Raw genomic sequence first — 25,844 nt, forward strand, 5'->3', positions numbered from 1 at the left:
AAATCACACACTTCTTGTATGTCAAAGGACAATGTTTAATTAATTTCTCCGGCTGAATGCTGGTGCCACAAGACCAAATCAATAACTTATTAAGATTGGCATAAATCATGCCGTCTATTTATTGGGAACTTCGATCATTTGCGTATGATAAATTCATAATATTCATTTTTACAAATCTTATAGAAATTGCGGATAATAAACTCCTAATAGAGATGACCGGCCAACAGTATGGTATCAAGCGCCGCATTCGGTGATTTTCCTAAGCAAAAAAGAACTTTGACGTCAGCCGTCGTGATCATTCAGCCATGCGCAATTCCACGCTATTTTTTTACTGCCTGAGCGCCGAGGTTCTTGTCCTGGGCCTGCTTCTCGTGCATGCGTCGGTTCGCGAAGGCGCGGCGCAAGACAGCCTGAATGAAAAATCCGCGCTGGTCAAGCGGCTGGGACTGACCGACTTGTGTCTGTTTACCGAGGCGCGTTACACGCGGCATCTGTCCCAGGCCGATTTGAACACCCCGTTTCAGGATCATCCCCTGTCCCTCGAACATTTCCCTTCCGGCTCCTTCACCCAGCCACCGACAGGAGTCACCCAAAGCCGATGAATGCCTGGATTGAAAAGCAACGCTACATCATCGATTTCACGATTTCCTCGCTGCTGCGCCGGAAAGTGAAAAACCTCGGCTTGCTGGCCTTGTACACGCTGATCGTGTTCATTCTGGCCTCGACGATGTTCTTTACCTATTCGATCAAGAAGGAAGCCTCGCTGATCCTGAAGGGCTCGCCGGAAATCGTCGTGCAAAAAATCCTCGCCGGGCGGCACGATCTGTTTCCGGTCGGTTATATCGACACGATCAAACAGATTCGCGGCGTCGTTGGGGTCGAAAGCCGTTTGTGGGGTTATTACTACGACAGCCTGGTCGGCGCGAATTACACCCTGTTGACGCCGCCCAAAACGGCGGCGGGCGAGTCCCACGCGAAAACGGCAACCGTCGAAGGCGAGGCGGGTGATGCGGACTCAGCGGCATCGTCGAAGCCCTTGTTCGAATTGAACGGGGCGAAGCTGGAGCCCGGCACCTTGATCATCGGCAACGGCATCGCGCGCCTGCGCAAACTCACTCGGGACGATTACATGCCGTTTCGCGCCTTCGACGGCACGATCATGAACCTTCGCATCGCCGGCACGCTGTCGTCGCAATCCGAACTGGTGTCTTCCGACCTGATGCTGATTACCGAGGACGATTTTCGGAAACTGTTCGGCATCGACAGGCAGCATGTGACCGATGTGATCGTGACGGTCAAAAACCCGAGCGAAGTCGCCACCGTCGCGGCGAAGATCAAGAAGCGCCTGATCGACTCGCGGCCGATCATCCGCGACGAGATTTTGCGCACCTACGACTCGATCTTCAACTGGCGGGGCGGCATGATGATCGTGGTGTTCTCGGCGGCGGTGCTGGCGTTCGTGATCTTTGCCTGGGACAAGGCGTCCGGCCTCAGCGCGGGCGAGCGGCGCGAGATCGGCATCCTGAAGGCGGTCGGCTGGGAAACGTCCGATGTGATTCTGATGAAGTTCTGGGAAGGCGCGATCGTGTCGCTGAGCGCATTTTTCGGCGGCGTGATCCTCGCCTATGTGCATGTCTTTTTCACCGGCTCGCTGGTGTTCGAGCCGGCCTTGAAAGGCTGGTCGAGCCTGTATCCGAATTTCGATCTGACCCCATTTATCAACGCGGAGCAGTTGACCACGCTGTTTTTCCTGACCGTCGTTCCCTACACCGTCGCGACGATCGTGCCGATCTGGCGCGCCGCGACGATCGATCCCGATTCCGCGATGCGGCATACCGGAGAATAAGCCATGATCGAACTGGTCAATGTCAAAAAAGTGTTCAACGCCGGCAATCCGAGCGAGTTTTCGGCGCTGAACAGCGTGAATCTGTGTATTGCGGAGAATCATGTGACCGTATTGAAAGGGCCGAGCGGCTCCGGCAAGACCACGCTACTCAGCATCGTCGGCTGCATGAGCCGGCCGTCCGCAGGGAGGGTCAAATTGAACGGGCGCGAAATCACCAGTCTGCCCGAACGCTTCCTGACCGACATTCGCCGCAAGACCTTTGGCTTCATCTTTCAGCAGCCGAACCTGATCAAGGGCATCTCGGTGCTGGAAAACGTGATGCTGCCGGCCTATCCGCTCGGCGAAAAGCGCTCGCAGTTGCGGATCAAGGCGCTGCACGGCCTGAACGAACTGAACCTGTCGAGCAAGGCGAACGCGAAGGTGGAATGGCTGTCCGGCGGGGAGGCGCAACGGGTTTCTATCGTGCGCGCGCTGATCAACGATCCCGGCATCATCATCGCCGACGAGCCGACCGCGCATCTCGACACCAAGCTGTCGTACCGCTTCATGGAAATCATCGAAAAATTCAAGGCGGAAGGCAAGACGGTGATCATCACCAGCCATGATCCGTTGGTCTATGAGGCCGCGATGGTGGACCGGGTCGTCAATCTGCGCGACGGCAGGATCGAGGACATGCCGGCGTGATCCTGCATCCGACCGTGATCGCGAATCTGTTGGCGTCCTACGTCAGCAGTTTCATGGTGGTTTACGCGGCCTACTTTGGCGCGCAAATCATCCGGCATTGGGACATTCAAAGCGGGGATGAATTGCAGCTGACGCTCGAACGCAAGACCTATCTGATCTCGACGCTGCTCGGTTTTGTCTTCGCGCTGCAACTGTTGTCGCTGTTCCTGTTCGTGTTCACGGCCGACACGCTGTGCCCCTTGTTCGTCGGCGCGATGTGCGCGGCCGGCACCTTGAACGTGAATGCGTTCGGCTACCCGACGCTGGTGCTGAAGATCGTCAACTTCATCCTCGCCGGCCTCTGGCTGGTCTTCAATCATGCCGACAACCAGGGCTACGACTATCCCTTGATCAAAAAGAAATACGGGCTGCTGGCGGTCATCGCGCCGATCATCGTGGTCGAGATGCTGATCGAAAGCGCCTATTTCCTGGACATGAAGGCGGATGTGATCACCTCCTGCTGCGGCAGCCTGTTCAGTTCGGAGAAGGAAGGGGGGCTCGGCTCCGAAATCGCTTCCTTGCCGGCCAAACCGATGATGTGGGTCTTTTACGGCACGATGCTGTGCGCTCTGATCGGCGGCCTCTTTTTCTATCGGAAAGGCAAGGGCGGCTATCTCTATGCCGGGCTGAGTCTGGCCGCGTTCGTCATTGCGTTGGTTTCGATCGTCTCGTTCATCTCGCTCTATATCTACGAACTGCCGACACATCACTGTCCGTTCTGCATCATTATGGAAGACTATCACTACATCGGTTATCTGCTGTACATGCTGCTGTTCGGCGCGGTCGTCTCGGGTATCGGCGCCGGTGTGCTGATGGCTTTTATCGAGGTCGAGAGCCTGAAGCGCGTGCTTGGCGCTTACATATCCCGGCTGACGCTGGCCTCGGTCCTTTTATACGCGGTGTTTACCGCCCTGGTCACTTATCAAATCCTTGTTTCCAATCTGGTCATGTAACGATGCCTACCCGTATTCAGCTTCATTCTTTGCGCCTGCCGGCTTTGATTTTGTTGCTCAGCATTGCTGGCGCGAGTTACAGCGGCGACGGCGAGGTCACGATCAAGAAAACCGACCGCTGCCCGGTCTGCGGCATGTTCGTTTACAAATACCCGAAATGGGTCGCGCGCATCGTGTTTCAAAGCGGCGAGGCCTTTTTCTATGACGGCGCGAAGGACATGTTCAAGCATATTTTCGATACCGCGAAATACACGCCCGGCCAATCGGCGGACAAAATCCAGAGCATTTATGTGACCGATTATTACGAGGTCGAACTGATTGACGCGAAAACCGCGTTTTACGTGATCGGCTCCGACGTGTTGGGGCCGATGGGGCATGAACTCTTGCCGTTCAAGGATCAGGAGGCGGCGCAGGAGTTTCTGGAAGACCATAAAGGCAAAACGATCCTGCGCTTTCAGGACGTGACGCCGGCCGTGATCGAGTCGCTGGATCGCCGCTCATGAAAATCGGACCCTGGCTGTTGTTGGCCTTTGTTGCCTTAGCCTTGCTGAGCGCATGCGGCAAGAAAGGGAGCTTGCAGATCGGCGATACTGTGCCGACGGTCACGCTGGCCGACTTGCAGGGCAAGCCGTTCACGCTGCCAAAGGATGTGCGCGGCAAGGTCGTGCTGATCCGTTTCTGGGCGATCGATTGCGGCTTTTGCGAGAAAGAAAAATTATTCACGCTCGAAAGGTTCTATCAAAAATACAAGGACCGGAGCTTCCTGCCGGTCGCGGTCAACGTCAGTCCGGTCGAAAAAAACGACGCACGCTTCGAACCATTCAGGCAACTGACTTATCCGCTGCTGGTCGATCAATACGGCGCGGCGGCCAAACAATTCGGCGTGAAATTCCTGCCGGCCACGGTCGTGATCGACGAGGAAGGCATACTGCGCGGAAAAATCAGCGGCGAAGCCGAGGCGGATGCCTTAGAAAAGCTTTTTACCACAGTCCTGAACAAGGGAGGTTTTTATGAAAGCGGTAATTAACATAGCGATACTGCCGGCAATAGGCTTGTTTCTGTTGCTGTCTGCCCAAGTCCGGGCAGAGGAACATCAACATGAACGGTCAAGTTGCAGGGTTTGCGGCATGTATATCGACCAATACCAAAAGAGCGCCGCCGAACTGGTCTACAAGGACGGCAAAAAGGAATATACCTGCGGCGTCGCTTGTATGTTGCGCGAAGTCGAGGATGCCGGCGGCATCTCCGCGTTCGCGTCGGTCAAGGTGCATGACTGGGTCTCCGGCCAGCTGATCGATGCGGAAGAGGCGACCTATGTGGTCGGCAGCAAGGTGATTCCGGACATGGTGCCGAACTACATCGCTTTTGCGAAGCGGGACGAGGCCGAAGCGTTCGCGGCCAAGGAAGGCGGCGATGTGATCGATTTCAATATCGCTTACCAGGACATATCGCCGGTCGGCACGACCGCGCCGTTCCGGATCCGCACCGCGGTGACGCCGGGCAAGGGCAACTTCAGCGTCGGCATGGTTTACGGCTATACCGAGAAGGACCGGGTCAAGGTCGGCTCCGCCAGCAGCAAGACGCCGGGGGATTTCATCGGCGCGAACAAGGCGCAACCGCGCGCGCCGAGCAAGCTCGAAGGCCATCAACAGGCGCTGATCATGAACTATTCGCCAACCGATGATCTGGCGCTGTTCATCAATGTGCCCTGGTTGGAGCGGAGAACCCACACCTTAACGCAAACGACAACGCCAGCCGGTTCGACATTCGGCGAAACGATAGGCAATGAAAACGGCATCGGCGACATTACTCTGGAGGGACGTTACAATGTGTGGCGCAGCACGCGTTGGGACAAATTTGTCAGCGTGCTGCTCGGCACGACCTTGCCGACCGGTCAGTTCAGCGCAACGCGGGCGCTCGATCCGATCAGCGGAAAACAGCTGGTTACTACCGGCCCCGCCCTGCAATTGGGCAAGGATACCGCGACCTTTACCGGCGGCCTGTTGTACTCGCAGCGCTGGAAAGACTTCTGGTTGCATACGTCCGCGCTCTATACGGCCAACCCCAAAAACGACGATAACTACGCCTTTGGCGACGTGGCTGCGGTCGGTTTGGCATTACACTATACGCCAAACTATGATTTGATGTTCGGCGTGGAAGTGGACGCAAGTTACACCGAGAAAAGCATAGATAATGGCGTCAAGATCGGCAACAGCGGCGGTACGGTCACCAATCTTGCGTTTGTCGGCGACTATCGCTTCCTGAACGCCTTCGGCGGCAATTTCAAATTGCGCGGTTCGGTCGGTTTGCCGATCTATGAAGACCTGAATTCGAAGGATGTCGTCAATCCAAGAGGCCAACCTTTTCAGCAAGTGCAGTTGGGTGACGGCTTCTTCGCGAACCTGGCGGTCCAATGGACCTTCCGCAGCGCGCCGGATTATTGACCCTTCCTCAAGCTTCGTCCCGCCAGGCGCTAACGCCGGTGGGACGAAAATGAACCTGAACCATGCGAAAACTGCCGATTTCAATTTTGCTTTTCTGCCTGCTATTTTGGCCGGCATGCGGGGTCTTCGGGGCCGATGAGACGGAATTGCTCGATCCCGAGGCGGCGTTTGAATTGACGCATGCGGTCAAAAATTCCGGGACGCTAAGGTTTTCCTGGTCCATTGCCGAGGGCTATTATCTCTACCGGCATAAATTCAAATTTGCCTCGCAAACCCCCGGCATCGAGGCGGGGAGCCCGGTTTTGCCGAAGGGCGAGGTCAAGCAGGATAAATTTCTCGGCACCGTCGAGATCCTCCGCGACAACGTGACGGCCGAACTGCCGCTTCGGCGCCTGGACCCCAAGGCAAACCGGGTCGTGATCGATCTGAGCTATCAGGGCTGCGCCGAAAACCGCGTTTGTTATCTGCCGATTCACAAAACCGTGGCGTTCGACCTGCCGGAGGCCGGCGATGCCGCGGCGGGCAGCATCATGCCGCCGGTTGCCGCGGAGCCGGAGCGGATCGCGGCGGTGTTGGCGGGGCATTCGCTCGGCCTGATCCTGCTGAGCTTTTTCGGTTTCGGCCTGCTGTTGGCATTTACCCCCTGCGTTTTTCCGATGATTCCGATCATCTCCGGCATCGTGATCGGCGACGGCGCAGAACTGACCACGCGGCGGGCCTTCGGCCTGTCGCTCAGCTATGTGCTCGCCTCCGCGCTGACCTATACCGTTTTCGGGATTTTGGCCGCGCTGTTCGGACAGAATCTGCAAGCCTTCTTCCAGCAGCCCTGGGTGCTGATCGGCGCGAGCGGGATCTTCGTGCTGTTGGCGCTGTCGATGTTCGGCTTGTTCACGTTACAGATGCCTGCCTTCATTCAAACCCGAATCACCTCGATCAGCTCCCGGCAACGGCGCGGCAACTGGCTGGGAGCGGCGATGATGGGGATGCTGTCGGCGCTGACGATCGGTCCGTGCGTGACCGCGCCGTTGGCCGGCGCGCTGATCTATATCGGCCAGTCGGGCGATGCGCTGCTCGGCGGCCTGGCGCTGTTTTCCTTGGGCCTGGGCATGGGGCTGCCGCTGCTCCTGATCGGCACCTCGGCCGGACGCTTGATGCCGCGCGCCGGCGCCTGGCTGCATGTCACGAAGACGGTCTTCGGCGTGGGGCTGCTGGCGGTCGCGATCTGGCTGCTGGGGCGCATCCTGCCGTCTTCGGTGATGTGGGTGTTGTGGAGTTTGCTGCTGACCGTGCCGCTCTTGTATCTGGGTTCCAAAAAACTCTGGAAGGTCACCGGAGCGATCGTCTTCATCTATGGCTTGTTACTGCTGGTTGGCGTGATGACCCGTCCGCAGCGCGATTATCTGGCAGTGTTATGCACGGCGGCGGTTGCCTGCCAGGCCGAGCCGCTGGCCTTTCAACACGTCGAGACCGCGGCCGGCCTGCAACAAAAGCTGGCCGAGGCCGGGAGGAAAGGCCAATGGCTGATGCTTGATTTCCATGCCGACTGGTGTGTATCCTGTCTGGAGATGCAGAACCTGACTTTTTCCGATCCGAGGGTGCGCGCGGCATTGTCGGCATTGACGCTGGTGCAGGCCGACGTGACCGAGGAGGGCGCGGCGGCACGGGAACTGCTCCGGCGCTTTCAGCTGGTCGGACCGCCCGCGATCCTGTTCTTCGGGCCGGATCAGCGGGAGCAAAAAGCATTCCGGATCGTCGGCACTATGGACAGCGAGGCCTTTCTGACGCATATCGAAAGGCTTACCACGACAGAAACCCGGTGATGCGGGCACGCTGCCATTAATTTAAGCGCTTCCTCGTAAAACTTAATCGTAGGCTGAGCGAAGCCGAAGCCAACAAATCGCTTCGACTTCGCTCAGCGAACCGAACGGCTTAACTTAATGGCAAAGACGCATCAGCTTGCAAAGATCTATTATTTGATACCAGGAAACACACGGAAACCGCATGCAAAACGAGCAAAACCAAACAGAGAGCCTGACTGAAGATGATTTCGGCACCAAAACCGACGCCCTGATCAAATTGGGCCTGATCACGGTCGGCACCCAGATCGCCACGGAGGTGGTTCACCGCGTCGCGCGCTACCCTCTGGTGGTGTTCGGTCTCGGCGTGGCGGCGGGTATCTATGCGCACAAGGAGCGCAAAAAGATCATCCGCACGGCCCGGCAGCTACAGCATCAGGGGAAAAACCTGCTGCCTTTCCAATCCGGCGATAAATGAGGCGCGCTTTTCCCAAAATGCCGAGTTAACCGGCCTGTTCTAAACTTTCAGCCAATAACCCACCCCGGATTCGGTCAATAGATATTTGGGCTGAGCCGGGTCGGATTCGAGTTTATGCCGGAGTTGGCTCATGTAAATCCGCAGATAATGCGGGCTTTCGATGCTATTCGGCCCCCAGACTTCTTTTAAAATCTGCCGATGCGTCAATATCTTGCCGGCGTGTTTGACCAGCACCGCCAGCAGCCGGTATTGAATCGGCGTCAGGTGAATTTCCTGATCGTCGTTGTAAACCCGGCGGTTGATTAAATCGACATGGAGATTGCCGGTCACGAACACGCCGGCCTCGGTTTGTTCGGGAGGGATGGCGGCATGGCGCAGCGCCACGCGGATACGGGCCAAGAGCTCGCCGAGACCGAAGGGTTTGGTCAGGTAGTCGTCCGCGCCGGCATCGAGCGCTTCGATCTTGTGCGCTTCGGCACTGCGCGCCGACAGCACGATAATCGGCATTTCGGACCAGGCGCGGACCGCCTTGACAACGTCCACGCCGTTCATGTCCGGCAGTCCCAGATCGAGTATGATCAAATCGGCTTTGCGGCTATTCGCCTCGATCACGCCCTGTTTTCCGGTTGCCGCTTCGAACACTTCAAAACCGTGCGTGTCGAGCGCGGTGCGTAAAAAACGGCGGATCGGGGGGTCATCCTCGATCACGATGATTTTGAGTTTTAGCGCGGTCATTTTTGATTAGGACTCAGAGCCCGATTCATTCTTCCTGTGCGACGGCCGGGGGCTGAAGGTCGAGCGGCAATAGGAAAGAAAAAATCGCGCCGCCATCGGCACGGTTATGGGCGCGGATCGAGCCGCCATGCACCGCGACGATCGCACGGCAAATCGCAAGTCCCAGGCCGACACCGCTTTGCGCGGTTTCGTCATGCAGCCGGTAGAATTTTTCGAACAGACGGTTTTCGAGTCCCGCCGGAATCCCCGGGCCGCGGTCGGCGAGCGAAATTTCGACCCAATCGTCGGACATTTCCGCTGCAATTTCCAAAGGGCTGCCGGCCGGCGTATAACGCAGGGCGTTCTCCAAAAGATTCGTCAACACCTGTTCGATCATCACCGCATCGGCATAAATCATCGGAATACCGGGCGGCAAAGTCACCTTGACCTGACGGTCGCTGGTCCGTTTGTCGAAACGGGTTAACACGGTGCCGATAATCTCTTCCAGGGGATACCATTCCTTGTGCAACTGAATCGTACCGGCATCGAGCCGCGCCATGTCGAGTATATTGCTGACTAGATTCGACATGCGCCTCGCCTCGTCGTAAATCGCGCGGCTCACTTCGATCTTGTCTTCGGCTTTCAAACTGCCGTCGTCTTCCGCGAGAATGCTCGCGGAGCCGACGATCGTCGCCAAGGGCGTGCGGAGGTCATGCGAGATCGAACTGAGCAGCGAGTTGCGCAGGCCTTCCGTTTCGATTTGCAACTGCACGATTTTCGCTTGTTCGGCAAGCCGCAAGCGGGTTACCGCCTGCGCGATCAGCCGCAAAAATGTAGCGAGCAGTTTTTGCTGCTCGGGCAGAAATACCCGGCGCAGATTGACCGGCACCAGCGCCAGCACGCCGAGCACGGTGCTCCCGTCATCGGTCGGAAAATAGATCGCCTTTGCGCCGGGCAAGGTCGTCGTGCCCTGGCCGGCCATTTCGTTATGATCGAAGACCCATTGCGCGACGCTGAGATCGGCGCCTGAGAGTGATTCAGGCATGCCCGGTTCATTTGGATAGATCATGCGTCCGCTCGCGTCCGGAAAAAGTATCACGTTGCGGCTGCCGAATTCGGCATGAATGTGGCGCGCCGCGGTGCGTACGATCTCCGTCTCGCTCTCCGCCGCCGCCAGATCCTTGCTCATCGCATACAGCACCGAGGCCCGCCGCTCGCGGTGCGCGGCGACCTTGGCCTGGGAGCGTACATTCGCAGTCAGATTGCTGATCAGCATCGCGACGATCAGCATCGCGCTGAGCGTGACCAGATATTGGGTGTCCGAGACCGCAAAGCTGTGAAAAGGGGTCACGAAGAAAAAATCGAATACGAGGACGCCGAGAATCGACGCAAGCACCGATGGCCCTCGGCCGAAGCGCGCGGCGATCAGCGCGACGCCGAGCAGGAAAATCATCGCCAGGTTCGATTGCTCGAAGCTCCCGTGCATCAACCGGGCGAGCACCGCGCTGATCAAGGTCACGCCGACCGCCCAATAATAACCGAGATAATAGCCTTTTTTGCGGGATTTCGAACGTTGCAGCAAACCCGGCAACACATCTCTGCGGCGCGCGGCCAGTAGCGGAGCATCCTCTTCTTCCCGCGATTTTTGCGGGCTGCCGAGCAAATAAATATTGATGTTGTGCGCCTCGCCGATCAAGGTGTCGACGACCGAGCCCAGCACAAAGCGCCGCCAGCCGCGGCGGGACGGTTTGCCCATCATGATCTTGGTCACGTTTCTGTCGCTGGAGAATTTGATGATCGCTTCGCTCATATTCGGCGAACTCAGCGTGGCGGTTTCCGCGCCAAGCTGTTCCGCGGTGCGTAAAACACGCAGCACCGCATCGCGCTTTTCGGCGGGGAGGCGCTGCAATTCGGGGGTTTCGACATAAACCACGATCCAGTCGGCGCGCAGGCTGACTGCAAAGCGCTTGCCGGCCCTGACCAGCCGTTCGGCCAGCGCATTAGGACCGATGCAGACCAGAATCCGTTCGCTGACCTGCCAGACCTCGCGAATCGCATTGTCTTCCCGGTAATCGAGCATCTGCGCATCGACCCGGTGCGCGGTTTGCCGAAGCGCCAATTCCCTGAGCGCGATCAGATTGCCCTTGCGGAAAAAATTGCGGATCGCTTCCTGCGCCTGCTGCGGCAGATAGACCTTGCCTTCCCTGAGCCGTAGCAGCAGTTCATCGGGCGGCAGATCGACCAGTTCGACCTCGTCGGCTTCTTCGAAAACGGTATCCGGCACGGTTTCCCAAATGCGGATGCCAGATATTTGGCCGATGTCGTCGTTCAGGCTTTCGAGATGCTGCACGTTCAACGCGGTATAAACGTCGATGCCGGCATCGAGCAATTCCTCGATGTCCTGCCAGCGTTTCGGATGGCGCGAGCCCGGCGCATTCGTATGCGCGAGTTCATCGACCAGAATGATTGAAGGGCGCCGCTTCAAGGCCGCGTCCAGATCGAATTCGCGCAGCACGGTGCCGCGGTAATCGATTTGTTTGGCCGGCAAGACGTCCAGGCCTTCCAGCAAGGCCTTGGTTTCCTCGCGGCCGTGGGTTTCGACCAACCCCACGACCACATCGAGGTTTTCCGCTCGCCTTTCGCGCGCCGCCAGCAGCATCGCGTAGGTCTTGCCGACGCCCGCCGCGGCGCCGAAAAAGATTTTCAAGCGCCCGCGCCGGGCCTTCGCCTGTTCCCGCGCGACGCGGGCCAGGAGTTCATCGGGGTCGGGGCGTTCGATGCTGGACATCCGTGGGCCTCACAGCCAGCCGATGCTTTTGAGGCGGCGATGCAGCCAGATACAGCCGATGGTCACGATCAAGAGCGTTGCCGGGTAGGCATAGCGCCAGTTAAGTTCCGGCATATGCTTGAAATTCATCCCGTATAAGCTGAACACCATCGTCGGTACCGCCAAAATCGCGCCCCAGCCGGCCAGCCGTTTGACGACTTCGTTCTGGCGCACCGTCGCCATCGTCAAATGCACCTGCATCGCGTCGTTCAGCATATCGCGCATGCCGTCGACGGCCTGGTGGATGCGTTGCGCGTGATCGTGCACGTCGCGGAAATAAAAGCGCGTTTCCTTCGGGATGATGTGCGTATGAAAACGCATCAGTTCGCTGCAGATGTCAAGCCACGGCATCGTCGCACTTTGCAGCAGCAGCAAATCGCGCTTTAGGTCGTAAAGCTGTGCGAACGTTTCACTGCGGAAATCCTTGTCGAAAATATCCGCTTCGAGTCGTTCGAGTCGCTGTCCTAAGCCTTCGGCAACCGGCAGATAATGATCGACGATGAAGTCCATCAGCGCGTACAGCGCAAAACCGGGACCCTTGGCCAACTGCTCCGGCATGTTCTCGCAGCGCTCGCGCACTTTCGTATAACTCAAGGACGATGAATGCCGCACCGAAACCAAAAAACGCGCGCCGATGAAGAAGTGGGTTTCGCCGAATGAAACCTGCTGGTCTTCGGTCAGTTGCGCGGTCCGCAATACCAGGAACAGAGAGTCTCCATACTCTTCCAGTTTCGGCCGTTGATGCGCCGAACAGGCGTCTTCGATGGCCAGTTCATGCAATCCGAACTCTTTCTGGATTTTTGCCAGCAAGACCTTATCGGCTTCGCGCAGCCCGAGCCAGACGAAGGTTCCCTCTTCGGCAAGCACATCGCTGATCGCCTCCAACGTGATCGCGCCTATGCGTTTGCCGTGCCTGTAGGCCACACAGTTCATCACCATCGAAGGATCGATGGGGTGCTCCGGAAACGCAAAATTCAATTGCGGGTTTTCCATATCTCAGTCTGAAGCCTCATTCATAATTTTTATGGCTGATGTATTCACGCCGTGCCCTGAGGAAGGGATTAGGCTACTCTTATTTTGGCCGATTTGAACTGTTGCGCCGTATTTATTCAATCCCCTTTTTTGAACGGGGCAGTGAATAATTACCCTGAGGTTGGACTGTCTCCTTGAGGGCGGCGAGGATCTCCTGGCATTGTGAAGCAATCAACCTTTTTTTCCCAAGGGAGAGTTCCGCCGACTTGATATTCGTATTCAGCCGGGAAAGCCTTAAAACCTCCCGGGTCAAATCCATAAATCGACCATATGCGGCCTCTGCGGCCTTCAGGTCTTCATCATCGCTGAGTCCTTCAAGGCGATCAAGAGACCCAAGAGCCTTCCTGGCCAATTCGTCATAAAATTGAATGCGTTGCTCGATCTGATCCATCGCTTGATCGTCCGTCTCTTCAATATGCGGTTTGTGAAGAGCGAAGACGTTCAGGCTGGCCGTGAGCGCTTCATACGAGTGCATGACGGCATCGTTACACTGGCTGCGGTGTGTGTATCGTTGGATGAGGCGGTTCAAGCTCTCTTCAAAACGCTGCATTTCTTCAGCGCATTGCGTCGCGGAGATCTTCTGGGCCTTGAAATTGGTGTTCTGAGTTGCAAGATTCAGAATCGTTTCGTCTAATTTCTTATAGTGCGACCAGCAAGAATTGAACTCATTCATCATCCCTGTCTCTCGAGGGAGTTTCTCTCGATAAATGATGGATTCGATTTCCTTCCGACTGTTTTCTACGCGATCGGCAGCCTGGCGAGCTTGGGCGGCGAAATCTTCCGATGCCTCATCGGTAATGGCAAGTACGGCGTTTTTTTCGGCCTCAACGGCTTCGAGAAGATGAATCTTCATCGTTGATAACAAATTAACCTTCATAAACTGCGTCTCGAATGGATTAGCCCCCTCTCGATAAACAAAGACAAAGAGGGTGAATGCCGCCAAGACCGCAAAAGCCAGTATCCAGGGCAAGAAATCATATAATCTTCTCTTCGTTTTTTGTTCCATACTCCAGCCTCTAGTTTTCGTTTAAGTTCGCTTCTACTGCATGGCGTTCAATGCCAGATTTAAGGTCAGGACGTTAATCCTGGGCTCTCCTAAAAAGCCCCATTGTCGGCCCTCGGTATGCATCCGCACCATTTCTTGAAGCTTCTTCGGATCGATATGGCGCGCATTGGCGATACGTTTGATTTGGAATTCCGCGGCTGCCGGACTGATATGTGGGTCCAATCCGCTGCCGGAAGCGGTGACCAGATCGACCGGAACCGGGGCTTTATTTTCAGGGTCGGCCGCCTGCAAAGCCTCGATCCGGTGTTTCACTGCATCCGCCAGCGCCGGATTAGTCGGGCCTAAATTGGAGCCGCTGGATGCTCCCGCGTTATAGGGGTAGGGTGCGGTAGCCGAAGGCCGGCCCCAAAAGTAGCTATTGCCGCTGAACGGCTGCCCGATCAACGCCGACCCCACCGCTTTATCTTGCTTATCCCTCAGGATGCTGCCGTTGGCCTGATTGGGGAAAAGCACATGTGCAAGCCCCGTCACCAGAGCCGGATACATAACACCGGTCAGCAAGGTCCAGATCAGTAACATCATAACCGCAGGTTTGATAAGTTTAATCATGTCTAGCACCATATTAGAGTGAGTAGGACGGATAAGCGGATTGCATCCACCTTTGGCCTTTACACAAGGCCCAGTTCGACCAGAAGCAAATCGATCGCCTTGATGCCGATAAACGGCACGATCAGTCCGCCGACGCCATAGATCAGCAAATTGTTTTGCAGCAGCATGTCTGCGCCGACCGGCTTGTAGCGGATGCCTTTCAATGCCAGCGGAATCAGCGCGATGATGATCAATGCATTGAAAATCACCGCCGACAGGATCGCGCTATCCGGCGTCGCGAGCTGCATCACGTTCAAGACATTCAGCGCCGGATAGGTCGTGGCAAAAGCGGCCGGAATGATCGCGAAATATTTCGCCACGTCGTTCGCAATGCTGAAGGTGGTCAAGGCGCCGCGCGTCATCAGCATTTGCTTGCCGGTTTCGACGATCTCGATCAGTTTGGTCGGATTCGAATCCAGATCGACCATGTTGCCGGCTTCCTTGGCGGCCTGGGTGCCGCTGTTCATCGCCACCGCGACGTCGGCCTGGGCCAGCGCGGGCGCATCGTTGGTGCCGTCGCCGGTCATCGCGACCAGGCGGCCGTCAGCCTGATGCTCGCGGATCAGCTTGAGCTTGGCTTCCGGGGTCGCTTCGGCGAGAAAATCGTCCACGCCCGCCTCGGCGGCGATCGCGGCGGCGGTCAGGCGGTTGTCGCCGGTGATCATGATCGTTTTGATGCCCATCTGGCGCAGTTCTGCAAAGCGCTCCTTGATGCCGCCCTTGACGATGTCTTTCAGTTCGATCACACCCAGCGCATGCGCGCCTTCCGCGACGACCAGCGGGGTGCTACCGCGGCGCGCGACATCGTTGACCAGCGTTTGAATCTCCTGCGGAAACTTGCCGCCCTGTTCTTCGACGTAGGCGCGGATCGAGTCAGCCGCGCCTTTACGGATCTGCCGGCCTTCCATATTGACGCCGCTCATCCGCGTCTGCGCGCTGAAATGTACGAAAGTGGCGCCCAAAGAATGCACGTCGCGCTCGCGAAAGCCGAATTTTTGTTTCGCCAGGATCACGATACTGCGCCCTTCCGGCGTTTCGTCGGCCAATGAGGCCAGTTGCGCGGCATCGGCCAAGTTCTTTTCGATGACGCCTTTGACCGGAATGAAGGCCGAGGCCTGGCGGTTGCCCAAGGTGATCGTGCCGGTCTTGTCGAGCAGCAACACGTCGACGTCGCCGGCGGCCTCGACGGCCCGGCCGGAAGTCGCGATCACGTTCTTCTGCATCATTCGGCCGATGCCGGCGACGCCGATCGCCGACAACAGGCCGCCGATCGTGGTCGGGATCAGGCACACCAGCAGCGCGACCAGCACCGTGATCGAGATCGGCTTGCCGGAACCGGCGCTTTCGACGCTGTACAGCGAGAACGGCAGCAGGGTCACGGTCGCGAGCAGGAATACCAGCGTCAATGCGACCAAAAGGATCGTCAGGGCGATTTCATTCGGGGTTTTCTGGCGCTTGGCGCTTTCGACCATTGCAATCATCCGGTCCAGAAAAGTTTCGCCCGGATTGACCGTAATTCTGACCACCAGCCAGTCCGACAGCACCCGCGTGCCGCCGGTGACCGAACTGAAGTCGCCGCCGGACTCGCGGATCACCGGCGCGCTTTCGCCGGTAATTGCGCTTTCGTCGACCGAGGCGACGCCTTCGATCACGTCGCCGTCGCCGGGAATGAAATCGCCGGCCTCGACCAGCACAACATCGCCGCGTCGCAGCGTCGAGCCGGCGATCTTGCTGTAGTTCGAACCGTAGCGCGGTTCGTCGAGTTTTTTCGCCGCGATGTCGCGCTTGGCGCTGCGCAGGAAAGCCGCCTGCGCCTTGCTGCGGCCTTCCGCGACCGCTTCGGCGAAGTTGGCGAACAACACCGTGAACCATAGCCATAAAGCGACCGCCAAGGTGAAACCCGGTTCGGCTTCGCCTTGCCCTCTGAGTGATTGAATCCATAAAAAAGTCGTCAGCAGACTGCCGATGTAAACGACGAACATCACCGGATTTTTCGCCTGCTGCCGGGGCGATAATTTGCGGAAGGCATCGAGCAGCGCTTCCTGTAAAATTTGCCGGTCGAATAACGCGGTGGAAACCGATTTTTTACGCATAAAATTCTCCAATCCAGCCTACGGTTCTTTTGCCATTTGCAGATGTTCGACGATCGGCCCCAACGCCAACGCGGGAACAAAGGTCAGCGCGCCCACCATCAGCACGGTGCCGATCAACAACGCCACGAACAGAGGCGTGTGCGTCGGCAAGGTGCCGGGGCTGACCGGCACGATCTTCTTCGCGGCCAGGGAGCCCGCGATCGCCAACACCGGCACGATCAGCCAATAACGCGCAAACAGCATCGCCAGACCGAGCATCAGATTGTAAAAAGGCGTATTCGCGGACAGTCCGCCGAATGCGCTGCCGTTGTTGTTGCCGGCCGACGAAAACGCATAGAGCGCTTCACTGAAACCGTGCGCGCCGGGGTTGAATAGCGAACTTTTACCGGCATCGATCATTACCGCGGCGGCCGTGCCGCCCAACACCATCAGCGGCGGAATCAGGATCGCGACGGCGGCCATTTTCATCTCAAAAATCTCTATCTTCTTGCCGAGATACTCCGGCGTGCGGCCGATCATCAACCCGGCCACGAACACCGCCACGATCGCAAACACGATCATCCCGTACAGACCGGAGCCGACGCCGCCGAAAATCACTTCGCCAAGCTGCATCAGCCACATCGGCATCATGCCGCCGAGCGGCGTGAAGGAATCGTGCATCGCATTGACCGAACCGTTCGATGCCGCGGTCGTCGCGACCGCCCAAAGCGCCGAATTGACGATGCCGAAACGGGTTTCCTTGCCTTCCATGTTGCCGCCGGCTTGGGTGTTCGACGGGTTTTGATCCGAGCCGAGAGTTGTCAAGATTGGATTGCCGTGCTGTTCGGCGGTGACGGTCACGAAGACCAGCGTAACAAAAACGATCGTCATCGCCGCTAGAATCGCCCAGCCTTGCCGGACATCGCCGACCATCATGCCGAAGGTGTAGCAGAGCGCGGCCGGAATCAGCAAAATCGCCAGCATTTCGAGAAAATTCGACAACGGCGTCGGATTTTCGAAAGGATGCGCCGAGTTTACGTTGAAAAAGCCGCCTCCGTTGGTGCCAAGCTGTTTGATAGCGACTTGCGAAGCCGCAGGACCCAGCGCCAGGGTTTGTTCATGCACGGCGATTTTTTCAAGCACCGGCTTGCCTTCGGCGTCTTTGAGAGGCTGTCCGTCGTCACCGAGCTTAGACTGCTCGTAGCGGGCCGCCTCGGTCAACGCGACGCTTTGATAGGGCTTGAAGGTCTGTACGACGCCTTGCCCGGCCAAAATCAATGCCAAGAGCAGCGACAGCGGCATCAAGATATAGAGCGTGCCGCGGGTCAGATCGATCCAGAAATTGCCGATCGTCTCCTGATTGCGCCGGATGAAACCGCGAATCAGCGCGACCAACACCGCCATGCCAGTTGCTGCCGAGACGAAGTTTTGCACGGTCAGTCCGAGCATCTGGGTCAGGTAACTCATCGTTGTTTCGCCGCCGTAGCCCTGCCAGTTGGTATTGGTTGCAAAACTGACCGCGGTGTTGAACGCCGAATCCGGGCTGACGGCCGGTAAATGCTGAGGATTGAACGGCAAATAAGCTTGCAGTCTTTGTAAGGCAAACACGGCAAAGAAACCCAATAGATTGAAAACCAGCAGGGCGGCAGCATATTCGGTCCAGCGCATTTCCTGTTTCGGATTGACGCCGCTGAGACGGTAGATCAGTCTTTCAACCGGGATAAGCCAGCGCATTGGCCTGATCGGCTTGTCCAGATAAATGCGGGCCATGTACCAGCCGAGCGGTTTCGCCAATGCCAGCAAAGCGGCGAGATAAACCGCGATTTGTAAAAAAACATTGCTTGTCATCAGAATTTCTCCGGAAAAAACAATGCAAAAGCAAGGTAAATGAAAATCACCAATGCGATGCCCGCGCTCAGGAGATAAAGCCCGCTCATGACGAACTCCTTAATTTTTCGAAGGCGTAGACCAAAGCGCCGGTCAGCAGGAAAAACCCTGCGCAAAGAAAGATAAATGCGATGTCCATACAAGTTCTCTTAAGATTCAGTACGGTTTGCAAAGCTACGGGGCCTCATCGGTGTCCGTAGGTTCCTCTTAACCTCTCAGTGTCGGGATGCAACAGAAAACAGTGATTCCCGGCTCGATCGGTTTGATTGCGGAATAGATTACGCATTCAAAAATAAAAAAGATGTAAAAATTGCTTCTATCTTTAGATGATTATGCTGCGAAAAAGTCATTTTGTTGTCCGCAATTGTGGCCGAACGTAAGACAACTTCCTGAACTCATCGACGCATTTTCGGTAGAATGCGCGCCTTTGTTGTTTGTTTTAACCATTTCACCATCCTGCCGTAGAGGGCAATGAATCCACCATCTCTCCCTATTAGTCCCTATCCCGCCGATTTGTCCCGCCGGGATTTACGGCGCATGATCCGTCTCGTCCGCCTGCTGCACAAATTGAGCGGCAATGCCGCCTACCGGAGCCATCTGGAGAGCCTATTGCCGGTAAGCGCGCGCTTCGATCCCGGTCATCATGCGGTGATGATGGGTTACGATTTTCATTTGGCCGAGGCCGGGCCGAAGCTGATCGAGGTGAATACCAATGCCGGCGGCATCTGGTATGCGAGCCTGTTTGATGATCCGGAAGCGGTCGAATTTCCGGCGCGGCTGGGCTCAAGGCTGCTGAAAACATTCTACGACGACTATGCGCGCTACCGGAATGCTCCCGATTTGCGCCCCCAAACCCTGGTGATTCTGGATGAAAAGCCGGCAGAGCAGCCGCTTTATGCCGAAATGCAGGTTTTTGCTGCGCTGTTCAACAAAGCCGGTATCGAGACGGTGCTCGCAGATCCCTCGGAGATTGCGACGCAAGAGGGCGGGCTTTATCTCAACGGCAAAGCGGTCGAGATGATTTATAACCGGCACTGCGATTTTTATCTGCAAACGCCGGAGATGGAACACATCCGCGCGGCCTACCTGCAAGGGCAGGTGTGCCTGAGCCCGAATCCCCATGCCTACGGCTTGCTGGCCGACAAGCGGCGGATGATGCTGTGGTCGCGGCCTGCCATCATGCAGGGCTTCGGGCTCTCGGACGCGGAAGTCTCGCTGTTGGCGGCGACGGTACCGGAAACCCGGTTGTTGGCCGAACTGACGACCGAGGAAGCCTGGGGCACGCGCAAACAATGGGTGTTCAAGCCCGAGACCGGCTATGCGAGCCGGGGCGTCTATGTCGGCGACAAGCTGACCAAACACAAGCTGGCCGAACTCGTGCATGAAGAGACCTTGATCCAGCGGCGGATTCCGCCTTCACTGACGTTAGGCGCGGACGGTCAATCCTTCAAGACCGATTACCGGCTGTTCGTGTATCGCGACCGGATTCTCGGCGTCGCCGCGCGGATTTATCAGGGGCAGGTGACCAACCTGCGGACCGAAAACGGCGGCTTTGCGAAGGTGCGGCTGATCGCCTGAGCCGCAAAGCGGCCGCATCGCCAGCGTTTTCAGATATTACGATTAATATCCACGAAAGGCAGACTCAAGAAAACCGCAACCCATTTCCCCATCCATTTTTTCGTGCCTTTCGTGTTTTTTGTGGACAATACGTAACATTAAATTCATTAAGCCGGGAATAATTAAACTATGTTATTTAACGCAGTCCAAATAAGTCAAATCACGCATCTCCATGAAAAAATAGGGAACTTGCATGATAGGCGGGAGACCGAGGTGGACGATTGTTCGGGAGGACGTCAACCAAAGTCAGTCCAAAGCCAGTAAAACCGGCCATTTGAGCGGGTGAGGGCAAGCGCCTTCGAAATTTTACGACTCTTTTGAAATTTTGGCATTGAATCTGCTTATTTATTGATAAAGCATTACTCTGTCATGAGGTCATAATAATGAGTCAACAATTAGCACAGTCCAAAGTCACAAAAACTTCCGGCAATAACGGCGCCTTGTTGTTGGGAACCGGTCTCGCGTTGGCGTCGATGATTCTAATTCCTGCCTTGGCAACCCGCATCGGGTTGGGTGCAAGCCTGACCGGCGCGCTCAGAATGGCGGTGATGAAAGCCGGCAATCAAGCGATCAGAAGCTGAGGCTTGCCCCGTTCATGGTTTCCCCTCAGGGTTAGTTCCCATGCTTGGCGCTCTTCGTTATACATCAGTGTCGTCATACTTGCCGGAGTGACGGATTTGTGTATAACGATGAGCGCTCGGTGCGGGAACTCGCCTAAGGACGCTCCGGCTGAGTAAGGCAAATCCCATGCCTACGCAGAACGTATCCTTTGAGCACGAAGGGGAATGATCAAGCCGAATTTCGGGAAGTTAATTTTTACCCTCTCTTCATTGTCATCCTTGCCCGGTTCGTACGCCGCAACGGTCGTGTGGATCGGGTTTTTTTGCTTGCCGCTATTTTTTTTAGAAAGGCATTGCGTCTGGTCGCCGAGTTTAGTAGCATTTTCCTACCACGTAATAAACTGATGTTGATATGAGCGAAATCGATAAGGCGTGTGATCTTTGCGGATTGCCGGTGTTGACCCCAGGTTTCAAGTTGCGCACGAAGGAGGGTGACAAGGATTTTTGTTGCGAGGGTTGCATGGGCATTTATCAGATGCTGCATGAGGATGATGTGCTCACGCTTGCCGATCAAACGGATCAAAACGATTGAGTTGCGTTTTTTCCAGCCCCTTCCTTGTCCCCCCCTATAAACAGATTTTCAGCAAAGCCGATGTTCACGGCAGCGTCCGTATGCCGTGCGGCAGTTGCCGGTCGGCGAAGGTTTTGGATTCAACTACAAGAGGAGTGTCGTGATGGCGCATGTACATGGCAAAGGCGTGATGAAGGAAATGAGTAAAGTCAAGGATTCCATGGGCAAGGAAATTGTGAAAGGCTCGATGGCTTCCGTTACCGTACATACAGGAGCAAAATTGATGAGTAAATTAACGAAATACCCCGTTCTGGTGTTTGGGGCCGGCGTCGTGGCCGGTATTTATGTGTATAAATACCGCAAGCAAATCATCGCGAGCGCCAACAAAGCGATCGATTCCGGCAAGGACTTTGTGTTGCAGCAAAAAGAAAATCTGGAAGACATCGTCGCGGAGACGCAGGAAGAGAGCTGACAAGCCGCAGGGTATTTCCCTTCCCCTTTTTTGCAGAGACGGGTGATTTCTCTTGATGAGGGAATCACCCGTTTTTGTCTATTCCGAGTGTTTTTTGACTTATGGCTATTCAAAAAGAGTTTGTATTACGCTATCGCGGGTCAGAGCACGTTCGTTTTGAAATACCTTCCGCGTTTTGTGACGAACAGATAGCTGAAGCGTTGACCGGACGGCTGTTGGCTGTGGACGGCGTTTACCGGGTTCATGTGTATCGAAGCCAGAGAAAATTGGCCATCCGTTATCAGGAAACGGTGCACGATTTCACGGGCCTGTGCAAATTGTTGTTCCGGATCGTCAGCGAACTGGAGAAAGAAGCGCTGGCGGAAGCCCGGCCGAAAGCCGTGCAGATCGCCAAGCAGCGCGTCAAGAACCGACTCAAGAATATCAAGGTCTTCCGCTGGTTCGGCAATAAATACGACGATGCGAAGGAAACCTTGCAGGCCGCGAAGATCGTGACCACGGGGCTGACCAAACCGGGGAAGTTTTTCAAGGACCCGGAAAAGATGGTGATCGATTTTTTGAACGACATGCTGGTGTTGTTCCTGATCCGTCTGCATTGGGACCACATCACCAAGGAATGGATTCCGCGTCCGTTCAGGTACCGCTACGAATGGATGGCGGCGTTTTATATGATTTATCTGTTGATGCGTTCGCGCCGGCCGAAACCTTAAGCGCCAGAAGATTCAGTAATGAGTAAGTAGGAATTATCGATGAACGATCTTGCCGCGACAGGCTACAGACATTTTCAGATACGGCATCAGCTGCAACGGCGGATACGGATCGTGGCGCCGATGTTAAAAAAGGACGACGAGCGTTGTTACATCCTCGAAATCCTGCTCAAAAAACGCGCCGAAATCAAACGGGTGCGTTCGACGCCGGCGCTCGGCACGGTCGTGATCGAATTCGATCCGAACCGTCTGCCGAAGGCGAATCTGCTGGTGATGCTGGATGCGGTGCTCGGCAATCTGGCCAGCAAGCCCAGTTCAAGCGGCCAGCGTAAAAAAGCCGATTTCTCGAACGGCGTGCAGGAAGTCGATCTGGCGATCGAAGGCATGACCTGCGCGTCCTGCGCGCTGCTGCTCGAAATGGTGTTCAATCGCGATGCGAAGGTCAAACAGGCCAGCGTCAATTTCGCGACCGAGACCCTGACCGTGGTCGGGCAATTGAACCGGGACGAGGTGTCGGCGAAGATCGCCAGCCTCGGTTACAAGGCTTATGCGATGGATACCTTGTCGCAACGCAAGAAACTGATCGAAAAGGAACAGTTCCGTATCCGCTCGGCCTGGCGGCGGTTTTTGTGGTCGGCCGTGATGAGCGCGCCGGTGATCGTGCTCGGCATGAGCATGGCGAAGTCGCGCCCGATGCACTGGCTGCAATTCATGCTCGCGACGCCGGTCGTGTTCGGCTCCGGCAAGCCGTTTTTCGACAAGGCGATCAGGCTGGCCAAGCACAAGGCCGCGAACATGGACACGCTGATCGCGCTCGGCGTCGGCGCCGCTTATGCCTTTAGCCTGTCGTCGTTCCTCCGGCGGCGCGGCCACATGTATTTCGAAGCGGCCGCCGCGATCATCGTGTTCGTGCTGCTCGGCCGTTACCTCGAAGAAAGGGCCAAGGGCAAGGCCGGCGAAGCGATCCGGCAACTGGTCGACTTGCAGCCGCAGACCGCGACCTTGATCCGGGACGATCGGGAAATCGTCGTCGATGTCGAAAGCGTCGCGGTCGGCGACATCCTGTTAGTGCGGCCGGGCGAGAGGATTCCGACCGACGGCGAGGTCGTGTACGGCATTTCGACCGTCGATGAGTCGATGGTGACCGGCGAAAGCATGCCGGTGGTCAAGGACGTCGGCCATCAGGTGATCGGCGGCTGCGTGAACGGCAACGGCGTGATGAGAATCCGCGCGACCGCGGTCGGCATGGATACGGTGCTGGCGGGCATCGTGCACATGGTCGATCAGGCGCAATCGGCCAAACTGCCGATCCAGAAACAGGTCGATCAGATTTCCGCGGTGTTCGTGCCGTCGGTAATGGCGGTGTCCGGGCTGACCTTTGCCGGCTGGATGGCGCTGGGCGCGCCGTTCGGCTTCGCGCTCGGCAATGCGATCACCGTGCTGCTGATCGCCTGCCCCTGCGCGTTGGGACTTGCGACGCCGGCGTCGATCATGGTCGGCACCGGCCAGGCCGCGAAGAAGGGCATCTATATCCGCAACGGCGAGAGCCTCGAAGTCGCGGCGAAGCTGAACGTGATCGTGTTCGACAAAACCGGCACGATCACCGAAGGCAAGCCGAAGGTCAGCGATCTGTTGAAAGTCTCGCGCCTCGGCGAGGAAAAGCTCGTGATGCTGGCCGCCTCGGCCGAGCGCAACTCCGAGCACTTCCTCGGCAAGGCGATCGTCGAGTATGCGCGCGAGCAGGGCATCGAACTCAAGGACTGTGCGCATTTCTACAGCGAACCGGGCCGCGGCATCGAAGCCGAAGTGGACGGCAAATCCTTGCTGCTCGGCAATCTGGCCTGGATGCGCCAGCGCGACATCGACGTACAGAATCTGGAAGCCGCGGCCGGCCAATTCGCCGAACAAGGCAAGACGCCGGTGTACATGGCGGTCAATAACAAGGAAGCGGCGGTGTTCGGCATCTCCGATCAGCCGAGGGCGCATGCGGCCGAGGCGATCGCGCGCCTGCATAGGCTCGGCGTCGAGACCGTGATGGCGACCGGCGACACCGAAAAGACCGCGCAGTTCATCGCGGCGAAGGTCGGTATTTTTGAAATCGTAGCGAATGCGAAACCGGAAGAAAAACTCGCGATCATTCAACGTCTGCAAGCGGAAGGCAAAGTCGTCGGCATGATCGGCGACGGCATCAATGACGCGCCGGCCTTGGCCGCCGCGAATGTCGGCTTTGCGGTCGGCAGCGGCACCGACATCGCGATCGAGTCGGCCGACATGACCTTGACTCAGGGCGACATCACCAAGGTGACCGATGCGATCGAGTTGAGCACCGACACGATCCGCATCATCAAGCAGAATCTGTTCTGGGCTTTCGGCTACAACACGATCGCGATTCCTGTCGCCGCGGTCGGCAGGCTGAATCCGATGATCGCCTCCGCCGCGATGGCCTTGAGCTCGCTGTCGGTGATTCTGAATTCGTTGCGTTTGAGTAAAAAATAGGGTTTTAGATGGATCATTCAATGATGGAACACGCGGCGATGGGGCACGCGGCGATGGATCACGGAGCGATGCACGGCATGGCCGAGGTCGTGAATGCGGCCGGCGGCTTCGATTACACGCTCGCCTTCATCGCCGGCTTCCTCGGTAGCGGCCATTGTCTCGGCATGTGCGGCGCGCTGGTATCAGGCTATTTCATGAATTCGGGCAAACAGCGCTCGTACTGGCCTTATCTGATGTATCAGGTCTCGCGCATCTCGGTCTATACCTTGATCGGCGTCACCGCCGCGCTGCTCGGCGTCGTGCTGGTGTCCGGCGGCCTGTTCGGCAAAATCCAGAGCATCCTGCAGATGATCATCGGCATCGTGGTGATCGGTCTCGCCTTCGGCATCCTGGGCTGGCTGCCCTGGCAAGGCTCGCTGCGCCTCTTGCCGTCGCAATGGCTGCGCAAAGGCTATGCGACCTCCAGGCAAAAAGGCCCGATCGGCGGCGCGATGCTGGCGGGCCTGTTGAACGGCATGATGCCGTGCCCGTTGACCTTTGCGATGGCGGTGAAGGCGACCACCGCGACGACCGTGCTCGAAGGCGGAGCCTTGATGCTCGCGTTCGGCGCCGGCACCCTGCCGATGATGCTGTTCATCAGCCTCGCCTTCGGCAAGATCAAGGCGAATATCCGCGGCCTGATGTACAAGGCCGCCGCCGCGATCATGGTGTTCATGGGCGTCAACACCTTCTACCGCGGTTTCGGTTTTTACATGGACCAGCATTTCAAGCATCACAATCACTATATGATGATGCAGGAATGGGTGAACGAGATGATCGCTTACCTGAATGAGTTGATCGCTTACTTTGGTGATTTGGTCAACAACATCCAAAATATGTAGGTCGCTGGTCCGGCTTCAAGCCGGATTTTGCGCGTAGGACAGCGCGTAGTCCGGATGTAGCGCAGCGGAATCCGGGAGTTACACTGCAGTTAGACGCATACCGATCGTTCAAAT

At 56.9% G+C, this 25,844-nt stretch carries 24 protein-coding genes; 16 read left to right on the forward strand and 8 right to left on the reverse strand.

All coding sequences use genetic code 11. The features are described from left to right. Positions 1-305: 305 nt before the first annotated feature. The 9 genes from METLA_RS0119615 (at position 306) to METLA_RS0119655 (ending at position 8,240) form a co-directional block, all read left to right on the forward strand. Positions 306-602 (forward strand): hypothetical protein, encoded by a 297-nt coding sequence (locus tag METLA_RS0119615; RefSeq protein WP_024300180.1) that lies wholly within the window; start codon positions 306-308, stop codon positions 600-602. Next, positions 599-1,846: an ABC transporter permease gene (locus METLA_RS0119620; RefSeq protein WP_024300181.1), complete on the forward strand. Its 1,248-nt coding sequence runs from the start codon at positions 599-601 to the stop codon at positions 1,844-1,846. The genes METLA_RS0119615 and METLA_RS0119620 overlap by 4 nt, the downstream gene beginning before the upstream one ends. A gap of 3 nt (positions 1,847-1,849) precedes the next feature. Next, a complete protein-coding gene (locus METLA_RS0119625) occupies positions 1,850-2,530 on the forward strand; it encodes an ABC transporter ATP-binding protein (RefSeq protein WP_024300182.1) in 681 nt (226 codons plus the stop codon). Next, positions 2,527-3,522 (forward strand): hypothetical protein, encoded by a 996-nt coding sequence (locus METLA_RS0119630; protein ID WP_024300183.1) that lies wholly within the window; start codon positions 2,527-2,529, stop codon positions 3,520-3,522. Before METLA_RS0119625 ends, METLA_RS0119630 begins: the two co-directional genes overlap by 4 nt. A gap of 2 nt (positions 3,523-3,524) precedes the next feature. Further along, on the forward strand, positions 3,525-4,025 hold the full coding sequence (locus tag METLA_RS0119635; protein ID WP_024300184.1) for a nitrous oxide reductase accessory protein NosL: 501 nt from the start codon (positions 3,525-3,527) through the stop codon (positions 4,023-4,025). Further along, positions 4,022-4,549, forward strand: a complete 528-nt coding sequence (locus tag METLA_RS0119640; protein ID WP_024300185.1) for a TlpA family protein disulfide reductase — start codon at positions 4,022-4,024, stop codon at positions 4,547-4,549. Before METLA_RS0119635 ends, METLA_RS0119640 begins: the two co-directional genes overlap by 4 nt. Then, positions 4,533-5,966, forward strand: a complete 1,434-nt coding sequence (locus tag METLA_RS21610; protein WP_084480195.1) for a nitrous oxide reductase accessory protein NosL — start codon at positions 4,533-4,535, stop codon at positions 5,964-5,966. Before METLA_RS0119640 ends, METLA_RS21610 begins: the two co-directional genes overlap by 17 nt. A 62-nt stretch (positions 5,967-6,028) precedes the next feature. Continuing rightward, complete coding sequence (gene dsbD, locus METLA_RS0119650; RefSeq protein ID WP_024300187.1) at positions 6,029-7,786, forward strand: protein-disulfide reductase DsbD; 1,758 nt, start codon at positions 6,029-6,031, stop codon at positions 7,784-7,786. A gap of 181 nt (positions 7,787-7,967) precedes the next feature. Then, positions 7,968-8,240 (forward strand): hypothetical protein, encoded by a 273-nt coding sequence (locus METLA_RS0119655; protein WP_024300188.1) that lies wholly within the window; start codon positions 7,968-7,970, stop codon positions 8,238-8,240. 39 nt (positions 8,241-8,279) lie between these two features. Here the strand turns inward: METLA_RS0119655 and METLA_RS0119660 are convergent, their stop codons facing one another. From METLA_RS0119660 to METLA_RS24000, 8 genes are all read right to left on the reverse strand, one after another. Continuing rightward, positions 8,280-8,975 (reverse strand): response regulator, encoded by a 696-nt coding sequence (locus tag METLA_RS0119660; RefSeq protein ID WP_024300189.1) that lies wholly within the window; start codon positions 8,973-8,975, stop codon positions 8,280-8,282. Positions 8,976-9,000: 25 nt separating this feature from the next. Beyond that, on the reverse strand, positions 9,001-11,742 hold the full coding sequence (locus METLA_RS0119665) for a sensor histidine kinase (RefSeq protein ID WP_024300190.1): 2,742 nt from the start codon (positions 11,740-11,742) through the stop codon (positions 9,001-9,003). Positions 11,743-11,751: 9 nt separating this feature from the next. Then, complete coding sequence (corA, locus tag METLA_RS0119670; RefSeq protein WP_024300191.1) at positions 11,752-12,774, reverse strand: magnesium/cobalt transporter CorA; 1,023 nt, start codon at positions 12,772-12,774, stop codon at positions 11,752-11,754. 112 nt (positions 12,775-12,886) lie between these two features. Then, a complete protein-coding gene (locus METLA_RS0119675; protein WP_024300192.1) occupies positions 12,887-13,819 on the reverse strand; it encodes an MCP four helix bundle domain-containing protein in 933 nt (310 codons plus the stop codon). A 33-nt stretch (positions 13,820-13,852) separates the two neighbouring features. Then, entirely contained in the window at positions 13,853-14,440 is a 588-nt protein-coding gene (gene kdpC / locus METLA_RS0119680) for a potassium-transporting ATPase subunit KdpC (RefSeq protein ID WP_425411754.1), read from the reverse strand. A 47-nt stretch (positions 14,441-14,487) separates the two neighbouring features. Then, entirely contained in the window at positions 14,488-16,560 is a 2,073-nt protein-coding gene (gene kdpB, locus METLA_RS0119685; protein WP_024300194.1) for a potassium-transporting ATPase subunit KdpB, read from the reverse strand. 18 nt (positions 16,561-16,578) lie between these two features. Further along, entirely contained in the window at positions 16,579-18,387 is a 1,809-nt protein-coding gene (gene kdpA / locus METLA_RS0119690) for a potassium-transporting ATPase subunit KdpA (RefSeq protein ID WP_024300195.1), read from the reverse strand. Next, positions 18,387-18,476: a potassium-transporting ATPase subunit F gene (locus METLA_RS24000; RefSeq protein WP_036281936.1), complete on the reverse strand. Its 90-nt coding sequence runs from the start codon at positions 18,474-18,476 to the stop codon at positions 18,387-18,389. The genes kdpA and METLA_RS24000 overlap by 1 nt, the downstream gene beginning before the upstream one ends. A gap of 487 nt (positions 18,477-18,963) precedes the next feature. On the opposite strand from METLA_RS24000, the gene METLA_RS0119700 reads away from it, so the two are divergent. From METLA_RS0119700 to METLA_RS0119735, 7 genes are all read left to right on the forward strand, one after another. After that, positions 18,964-20,004, forward strand: coding sequence for a hypothetical protein (locus tag METLA_RS0119700; RefSeq protein ID WP_024300196.1), 1,041 nt, complete (start codon positions 18,964-18,966; stop codon positions 20,002-20,004). A gap of 422 nt (positions 20,005-20,426) precedes the next feature. Then, the gene (locus METLA_RS0119705; protein ID WP_024300197.1) at positions 20,427-20,624 is read left to right on the forward strand and encodes a hypothetical protein; all 198 of its coding nucleotides are present in this window, start codon (positions 20,427-20,429) and stop codon (positions 20,622-20,624) included. A gap of 391 nt (positions 20,625-21,015) precedes the next feature. After that, positions 21,016-21,195 carry a heavy metal translocating P-type ATPase metal-binding domain-containing protein gene (locus tag METLA_RS0119715; protein ID WP_024300199.1) on the forward strand — a complete coding sequence of 60 codons (180 nt, stop codon included), beginning with the start codon at positions 21,016-21,018 and terminating at the stop codon, positions 21,193-21,195. Positions 21,196-21,337: 142 nt separating this feature from the next. Beyond that, on the forward strand, positions 21,338-21,646 hold the full coding sequence (locus tag METLA_RS0119720; RefSeq protein ID WP_024300200.1) for a hypothetical protein: 309 nt from the start codon (positions 21,338-21,340) through the stop codon (positions 21,644-21,646). Positions 21,647-21,747: 101 nt separating this feature from the next. After that, positions 21,748-22,356 (forward strand): hypothetical protein, encoded by a 609-nt coding sequence (locus tag METLA_RS0119725; RefSeq protein WP_024300201.1) that lies wholly within the window; start codon positions 21,748-21,750, stop codon positions 22,354-22,356. Positions 22,357-22,395: 39 nt separating this feature from the next. Then, complete coding sequence (locus METLA_RS0119730; protein ID WP_024300202.1) at positions 22,396-24,849, forward strand: heavy metal translocating P-type ATPase; 2,454 nt, start codon at positions 22,396-22,398, stop codon at positions 24,847-24,849. A 20-nt stretch (positions 24,850-24,869) separates the two neighbouring features. Then, on the forward strand, positions 24,870-25,730 hold the full coding sequence (locus METLA_RS0119735; protein ID WP_245598832.1) for a sulfite exporter TauE/SafE family protein: 861 nt from the start codon (positions 24,870-24,872) through the stop codon (positions 25,728-25,730). Positions 25,731-25,844 lie beyond the last annotated feature (114 nt).

The sequence above is a fragment of the Methylomicrobium lacus LW14 genome (genome assembly GCF_000527095.1).
GTDB lineage: Bacteria > Pseudomonadota > Gammaproteobacteria > Methylococcales > Methylomonadaceae > Methylomicrobium > Methylomicrobium lacus.